The organism is Cryobacterium cheniae, from assembly GCF_004403395.1.
GTDB lineage: Bacteria > Actinomycetota > Actinomycetes > Actinomycetales > Microbacteriaceae > Cryobacterium > Cryobacterium cheniae.
This window is the reverse complement of record NZ_SOGN01000049.1, coordinates 153,845-160,104: the sequence shown is the minus strand read 5'-3', so window position 1 is coordinate 160,104 and position 6,260 is coordinate 153,845. Positions and strand designations below refer to the sequence as shown.

Here is a 6,260-nt window from a genome sequence, read left to right as displayed (position 1 = left end):
GGGGTCCTCCATTCGTGGGCCGACGCGAAGGGCGGCCAGACGATCGAGAACACCGGCCCGCTCACCCGTAAGCGGATGGAGACCTTCGATTCCGAGGAACCCTTATTCCTGTGGTGGAACACCACGGGAATGCTTTTCCGCACGCATTGCGCGCCCGAGCATAAAGGAAAGAGCAATGGGCAGGGTGAGCACGCCGACGTGATGGTGGCCCATGACGAGTACGTCGGCACGATGCTCGACAAACTCGACGAGCTCGGGATCGCCGACAACACAATCGTCATGTACTCGACCGACAATGCGGTGCACTTCAACAGTTGGATGGATGCGGGTGTCACGCCGTTCCGCTCGGAAAGAACACCAACTGGGAGGGTAGCTGGCGCGTTCCGTGCTTCGTGCGTTGGCCAAGCCAAATCCCGGCAGGGGCTGTGCTCAACGGAATCGTTTCGCACCAGGATCTCCTGCCCACGCTGCTGGCAGCGGCCGGGGAGCCCGAGATCACCGAGAAACGCTCGAGGGCCAAGCGGCGGCAGGGAAGGAATTAACGGTCCACATCGACGGTGAGAACATGCTGCCCTACTTCACTGGGGAGGTGGCTGATTCTCCGCGCGACTACTTCTTCTACCTCAGTGATGACGGCGACATACTCGCCATCCGGATGGGTGATTACAAGACCGTCCTGATGGGGCAGCGAGCGACTCGTCTGATGGAGCAGCGAGCGACTCGTCTGATGGCATGGGCCAAGCCCTTCGTGAAGCTGCGTGTGCCGAGGATCTTCAGCCTGCGTCAGGATCCCTTTGAGCGGGCAGACGAGAACTCGAACACCTACTGGGACCGGGTACTCGACCACGCCTGAGTGGTCTACCAGATGCAGGCCGCGGTGGCCGCACAAATCCCGGCGTTCGCACAGTTCCCGCCGCGCCAGAAGCCGGCCGGGTTCAATTTGGATGCAGTTATGCGCCAGCTGGAAGACACTACCAACGGGGCGCTGCACTAGTCGTGGCGCAGGGGAAGTCGCCGCTGCCGGATGACATGGTGCTCGTGTCCGGTGGACCTTTCCGCATGGGCTCGGACGATCATTATGCAGAGGAGATGCCCGCGCACCGGGTGACGGTCAGCGATGCGTGGGTCGACCGTCACCAGGTCACGAACGCCGATTTCGTGGCGTTCGTGGCGGCCACCGGATACACGACTGTGGCCGAACGGGAACTGGACCCGGCTGACGACCCGGAGGCACCGATCGAGAATCTCGCGCCGGGCTCATTGGTGTTCACCGGCACGCGCGGTCCCGTCGACCTACGCGACCTCATGCAGTGGTGGACCTGGACTCCCGGGGCGAGTTGGCGCACGCCTCGTGGCCCCGGTTCAAGGATCGAGGGCCTGCTCGATCATCCGGTCGTGCACGTCGCTTACGAGGATGCCGCATCCTTCGCCACCCGGGTGGGCAAAGATCTGGCGACGGAGGCGGAGTGGGAGCACGCCGCCCGCGGCGCTCTGGACGGCTCGACGTTCACGTGGGGGAACGACCCTGAGGGTGCCGGTGAAAAGCGCGCGAACTACTGGCACGGGCAGTTCCCGTGGCGAGCGGAGCCGGGATACGGCTCAGCCATGCCCGTCGGCTCGTTCCCCGCGAACGGTTACGGACACATCGGCTTCCGCTGCGTCCGCCGCCCCTGATCCGTGCTGGAGCCGGGTGCCCTCTCTCGAACCGGTCGACAACCGGACTACCGTTCGACGTCGACCCACTCGTGGCCGAGGGACTCCAGCTCTCCGCTTCCCGCCGTTACGCGGGCGACGATTGCGGAGAGCCGCGCGGCATCGTCATCGGCGATGTGCAGCACCGCGTCGTGCCCATACTCCGTTCTCAGGATGAGCACTCCGCGATCGCGCAACTCGGCCTCGATGCGACCGGCATCCGCGTGGGACAGGGCGAGCGTGAACAGTTCTCGGCGTTCGCGTTCCACGACCAGCCCGAGGGACTGGGCCTCATCGATCGTGGTCAGCACGGCCTCCGAGTAGGCGCGTACGAGGCCGCCGGCACCGAGAAGTGTGCCGCCGAAATACCGGGTGACGACGGCCACGCAGTCGACGAAACCGCGTCCGGACAGCGCTTCGAGCATGGGCCGACCCGCTGTTCCTGAGGGTTCTCCGTCGTCATTCGAACGCCGTACCTGACCCGGAGCGCCGGTCGGCCCGAGAACGAAGGCCGAGCAATGGTGGCGAGCACTCCAATGCTCCTTGCGGGCATCGTCGATCGCGGCACGCGCGGCATCCTCGGTCTCGGTTCTGACCAGGCGGCAGAGGAATCTGGATCGCTTCACGTCGATTTCGGCGTCGACGCGGCTGCCGACGCCGCCGTGCAGAGTGAGATCGGGCATACTCCCAGTCTCTCGCGCCTCCGCCGGGGGCTGGAGCACGCGGACACCCGGCCGACCGGCCGACCGGCCGACCGGCCGCGCCAGGGTTCAGTCTTCCAGAGCCTCGCCCTGTTTTTCGGGGAGCCCCAGAGCGCCGAGCGCCGCGACCACGAAGAACGCTGCGAAGACCGTGAAAAGAAGTGCGGTCCCGCCCAGCTCGCGCAGCACTGGTACGGACAGCGGAGCCACGATTGCGGCGATCCGGCCGATGCCGGCCGCCCAGCCGGCCCCGGTGGCACGGATGCGGGTGGGGTACAACTCGGGGGTCACCGCGTAGAGCGCCCCCCACGCACCGAGGTTGAAGAAAGAGAGCAGCATGCCGGCGCCGATCACCTGGGTGGCATCACCGGCGACGCCGAACAACGCCGCCGAGAGTGCCGAGCCGGAGAGGAAAACGGCCAGGGTCCGACGCCGTCCCCACCGCTCGATCAGGTACGCCGAGGCGGCATAGCCCGGCAGTTGCGCCACGGTGATGATCAGCGTGTACGCGAAGGAGCGAACGAGCGAGTACCCGGACGCGACCAGGATCGTCGGAAGCCAGATGAAGGCGCCGTAATAGGAGAAGTTCACGCAGAACCAGACCAGCCACAGTGCGCCGGTTCGGCGACGCAGGCTGCGCGACCACAGTGCGGTGACGCGGCTCCGGGAACCGGGAAGGGCCGACCTCTGATCCGTCCCCGCGGGCAGCGCAGAATACTCGGGTCCAACGGTGATTCCGGCGGACTTTTCGAAACGTCTGACGGTCGCTTCCGCCTCGAGGAGGCGGCCACGCGACTCGAGAAAACGTACCGACTCCGGCAGGCGAACGCGGACGATCACCGCGTAGACGGCTGGAGCCGCCCCGACAGCCAGGGCCCAGCGCCATCCGTCGTCCGAGGACGGTACGACAAGGTACCCGATGACCGCGGAAATGGTCCAGCCGATGGCCCAGAACGATTCGAGGATGACGATGATGCGGCCACGTATTCGTGGCGGCGCGAACTCACTCACGAGTGTCGAGGCGACCGGAAGCTCACCACCGAGACCGAGCCCCACGACCAATCGCCACGCGATGAGGACGGCCACGGTCTCGGACAGTGCCGATGCCCCTGTCGCGAGTCCGTAGACGAGGAGGGTGAGGGCGAAGACCTGGCGCCGGCCGATGCGGTCGGCCAGCAATCCACCCAGAACCGCCCCAATGGCCATGCCGACGAATCCGGCGGACGCGATCCAGGACAGTTCCATGTCGGTGACGGACCATTGCACCGCCAATTGTGCGAGGACGAAAGAAATGAGTCCGACGTCCATCGCATCCAGCGCCCAGCCCACCCCGGAACCCACGAGCACACTGCGGTGCTCCCGGGTGAAAGGGAGCGCATCCAGTCGCTCGGATCGACTGGAACTTGCAGGTACGACAGCCATCAGGGTCCCAATTCAGCGATGCGGCGATGCGGCGAACCGAGGGTGAAGTATCCGCCGGACAATTGAACCCTATTGCACGACGGGGCCTGCTCGGCGTGTGTTCGTCATCGAGCGGCGGTGCCGGATGAGAGACTGGCCACACACATACACAGTCGGCCAAGCGGCAGCACCCGCACTAGCCCAAGGAGTTCAACGATGAACACACCCGTCACAGCATCCGTCTCAGCACCGATCACCGGCCTGTCCGCCCGCGCCGAGCGAGCAGATCTCGATGTCGCCGCCTCGTTCGCCGCGTTCGTCGAGAACGAAGCACTCCAGGGCACCGGCATCGCCGCGGACGCCTTCTGGCAGGGGCTGAGCACGCTGATTCGCGACCTCACGCCCCGGAACATTGAGCTGCTCGCCATCAGGGATGACCTGCAGGCCCAGGTCGATGCCTTTCACCAGGCTCACCCCGGCCAGCCGGACCCGGGCGAGTACCGCGCTTTCCTGACCGGGATCGGGTACCTCGCGCCGGAGCCGGGAGACTTCACCATCACCACCTCGAACGTCGATTCGGAGATCGCGTCGCAGGCGGGCCCGCAGCTTGTCGTACCGCTGCTGAACGCGCGGTTCGCCGTCAACGCGGCGAACGCCCGCTGGGGTTCGCTCTACGACGCGCTCTACGGCACCGACGCGATAGCGGATGATGGCGGCGCGGCCCGCGGAAGCTCCTACAACTCTGTCCGGGGCGCACGGGTAATCGCGCGCGGACGGGCTCTCCTCGACCAGGCAATTCCCCTCGAGCGGGGCTCGCACGCTGATGCCGTCGCGTACCGCGTCGAGAACGGTGCGCTGGTCGTGGTTCTGGGGGACGGGTCATCCGCCGCCTTGGCCGACCCGTCTGCGCTGGTCGGCTATCTCGGCGAGCCGTCGGAACCGTCGTCGGTGCTCGTCCGTCACCACGGACTGCATCTCGACGTGATCATCGACCGGGCCGCACTCATCGGGGCCACGGACAGTGCGGGCATCCAGGACATCGTGCTCGAGTCCGCGGTCACCACGATCATGGACCTCGAAGACTCGGTTGCCGCGGTCGACGCCGAGGACAAGGTGCTCGGCTACCGCAACTGGCGTGAGCTCATGCGCGGCACGCTGAGTGAGACCGTCAGGAAGGGCACCGGCGTCTTCACGCGCACCATGAACGCCGACCGCGTCTACGCGGCTCCCGACGGCGGCGAGGTGACGCTGCCCGGCCGGAGCCTGCTGCTGGTGCGCAACGTCGGGCACCTGATGCAGACCGAAACCGTGCGGGATGCGTCCGGCGTCGAGGTCTTCGAAGGTATTCTCGACGCGGTGCTGACCGTGCTCGGTTCCTTCCCCGACCTCGTCGGCGAGACCCGCGGCGGCAACTCCCGCACCGGCTCGGTGTACATCGTCAAGCCGAAGATGCACGGCCCCGAGGAGGTGGCGTTCACCGTCGACCTGTTCGCGCGGGTGGAGCAGCTCCTCGGTCTGCCCCCGCTCACCGTGAAGATGGGGATCATGGACGAAGAACGGCGAACGACGCTGAATCTGCGGGCCTGTATCGCCGTTGCCGCGGAGCGCATCGTGTTCATCAACACGGGATTCCTCGATCGCACGGGGGATGAGATCCACACCTCCATGCACGCCGGGCCAATCGCCACCAAGAGCGAGATCCGTTCCATGCCGTTCATGGCTGCCTACGAGAACGCGAACGTCGACGCCGGTCTCGCGGCTGGTTTTCCCGGGCGGGCTCAGATCGGCAAGGGCATGTGGGCGATGCCCGATCTCATGCACGACATGCTCGAGCAGAAGATCGCGCATCCCCGCGCCGGCGCAACCACCGCCTGGGTCCCGTCTCCCACGGCGGCGACGCTGCACGCGACCCACTATCACGAGGTCGACGTGGCCGCCCGTCAACGAGAACTGGCCGGGCGGACCCGCCAGGCGCTGGACCCGATTCTTGTCCTCCCACTCGCCGAGCGGGACCTCAGCGACGAGGAGCGCCGGATCGAGCTGGACGACAACGTTCAGTCGATCCTCGGCTATGTCGTTCGATGGGTCGACCAGGGGGTCGGCTGTTCCAAGGTTCCGGACATTCACGGCGTCGGCCTGATGGAGGACCGTGCGACCCTGCGGATTTCCAGTCAGCTCCTCGCGAACTGGCTCACCCACGGCGTCATCAGCAAGACGGATGTCGACGACAGCCTCGGGCGACTGGCGGCGGTCGTCGATGCGCAGAATTCCGGTGACCCGACGTACGAAGCGCTGATCGGATCGACCGGACCCGGGCTGGCTTTCCTGGCCGCGCGTCGACTCATCCTCGACGGAGCATCCTCGCCCAACGGATACACCGAGCCGATCCTCCACCAGGTCCGAAGGGCGAAGAAGCTTCAGTCTTCGGTGAATCGCTGAGGAGCTGACCAGCGCTGGGAACTCATA

The 6,260-nt window shown here is 66.2% G+C and carries 5 protein-coding genes and 1 pseudogene; 4 read left to right on the top strand and 2 right to left on the bottom strand.

The genetic code is table 11. The features are described 5' to 3' along the window. The 3 genes and pseudogenes from E3T23_RS15720 to E3T23_RS12760 form a co-directional block, all read left to right on the top strand. Window positions 1–561, top strand: a pseudogene (locus E3T23_RS15720) (hypothetical protein); the annotation flags it as partial. Window positions 562–589: 28 nt separating this feature from the next. Next, window positions 590–853 carry a hypothetical protein gene (locus E3T23_RS15465; RefSeq protein ID WP_198416218.1) on the top strand — a complete coding sequence of 88 codons (264 nt, stop codon included), beginning with the start codon at window positions 590–592 and terminating at the stop codon, window positions 851–853. Between the two features lie 143 nt (window positions 854–996). Beyond that, entirely contained in the window at window positions 997–1,674 is a 678-nt protein-coding gene (locus E3T23_RS12760) for an SUMF1/EgtB/PvdO family nonheme iron enzyme (RefSeq protein ID WP_241977904.1), read from the top strand. 47 nt (window positions 1,675–1,721) lie between these two features. Here E3T23_RS12760 and E3T23_RS12755 read toward each other — a convergent pair whose 3' ends face one another. Next, complete coding sequence (locus E3T23_RS12755; protein ID WP_134370798.1) at window positions 1,722–2,375, bottom strand: IMPACT family protein; 654 nt, start codon at window positions 2,373–2,375, stop codon at window positions 1,722–1,724. Window positions 2,376–2,462: 87 nt separating this feature from the next. Further along, window positions 2,463–3,815 carry an MFS transporter gene (locus tag E3T23_RS12750; protein ID WP_134370797.1) on the bottom strand — a complete coding sequence of 451 codons (1,353 nt, stop codon included), beginning with the start codon at window positions 3,813–3,815 and terminating at the stop codon, window positions 2,463–2,465. A 195-nt stretch (window positions 3,816–4,010) separates the two neighbouring features. On the opposite strand from E3T23_RS12750, the gene E3T23_RS12745 reads away from it, so the two are divergent. Beyond that, complete coding sequence (locus tag E3T23_RS12745) at window positions 4,011–6,233, top strand: malate synthase G (protein WP_134370796.1); 2,223 nt, start codon at window positions 4,011–4,013, stop codon at window positions 6,231–6,233. The last annotated feature ends 27 nt before the right edge of the window (window positions 6,234–6,260 follow it).

Bases quoted from the DNA above. Each gene is read 5' to 3' on its own strand.
- E3T23_RS12755 (WP_134370798.1), bottom strand. From the start codon at position 2,375: ATGCCCGATCTCACTCTGCACGGCGGCGTCGGCAGCCGCGTCGACGCC.
- E3T23_RS12745 (WP_134370796.1), top strand. From the start codon at position 4,011: ATGAACACACCCGTCACAGCATCCGTCTCAGCACCGATCACCGGCCTG.
- E3T23_RS12750 (WP_134370797.1), bottom strand. From the start codon at position 3,815: ATGGCTGTCGTACCTGCAAGTTCCAGTCGATCCGAGCGACTGGATGCG.